Source organism: Bradyrhizobium sp. sGM-13 (assembly GCF_018398875.1).
GTDB lineage: Bacteria > Pseudomonadota > Alphaproteobacteria > Rhizobiales > Xanthobacteraceae > Bradyrhizobium.
On record NZ_JAGWDK010000204.1, the window covers coordinates 1 to 419 of the forward strand.

Genomic DNA, 419 nt, shown 5'->3' on the forward strand with positions numbered 1-419 from the left:
GCGACCTCGATGTGCAGCCGCTCCTCGACGATGTCGATGATCTCGTCGACCACGAGCCCCATCGAGCGGCCGTCGTCGGCGAACACCAGGATCGGCTGCGCGCCTGATGTCTGGACCGTGACGCCGGCCATCTGCACCAGCGGCATGAGCTGGTCGCGGTACTGCACCATGTAGCGGCCGTTGGAGAGCTCGATCTTGTCGGTGGCGATCTCTTCCAGCCGGGTGACGAGGCCGAGCGGCACCGCCTTGGGCTGCGAGGAGCCGGCGCGGAACACGAGCAGCGAGGTGAGCTGTTCGCTGCCGAAGCCATGCGCCGCGGAGGCTTCGTCGGCCATCTCATGGGCCGAGGAGCCGGAGGCGCCGAGCGCTTTGGCAATGCCGTTGGGGTCGATGATCATGATCACGGCGCCATCGCCCAA

At 67.3% G+C, this 419-nt stretch carries 1 protein-coding gene; it reads right to left on the bottom strand.

What is annotated here, in order from left to right; all coding sequences use genetic code 11:
* The coding region (locus KJQ96_RS38785; protein WP_213291197.1) for a chemotaxis protein CheW at window positions 1-419 on the bottom strand (419 nt) is incomplete at both ends.